Here is a 264-nt window from a genome sequence, read left to right as displayed (position 1 = left end):
CAAGGCGTCTTACAAATTCGATCTGCTGGGCAACCCGCTGACCACCAGTTACCAGTTCTACGGCGCGGAAGACCGCATCAGCGACAAGAATGATCCGAACAGCATCTACGACGGCCTGGCCTGGCTGCAGGCGCTGACCTTCGGTTACACCACCGGGCAGTTCAACTGGCGTCTGGAAGGCACCATGGTCAAGGCGGAAGGCAACCAGGGCTTCTTCCTGCAGCGCATGACCCCGACCTACGCCTCATCCAACGGCCGTCTGGA

The 264-nt window shown here is 60.2% G+C and carries 1 pseudogene; it reads left to right on the top strand.

The window, feature by feature from the left end:
* Window positions 1-264, top strand: a pseudogene (locus ADK28_RS00265) (ChiP family protein); the annotation flags it as partial.

The sequence above is a fragment of the Serratia sp. 506_PEND genome (assembly GCF_001076875.1).
Taxonomy (GTDB): domain Bacteria; phylum Pseudomonadota; class Gammaproteobacteria; order Enterobacterales; family Enterobacteriaceae; genus Serratia; species Serratia marcescens.
The sequence above is the reverse complement of the archived record's forward strand: the minus strand, read 5'-3'. Positions and strand labels throughout refer to the sequence as shown.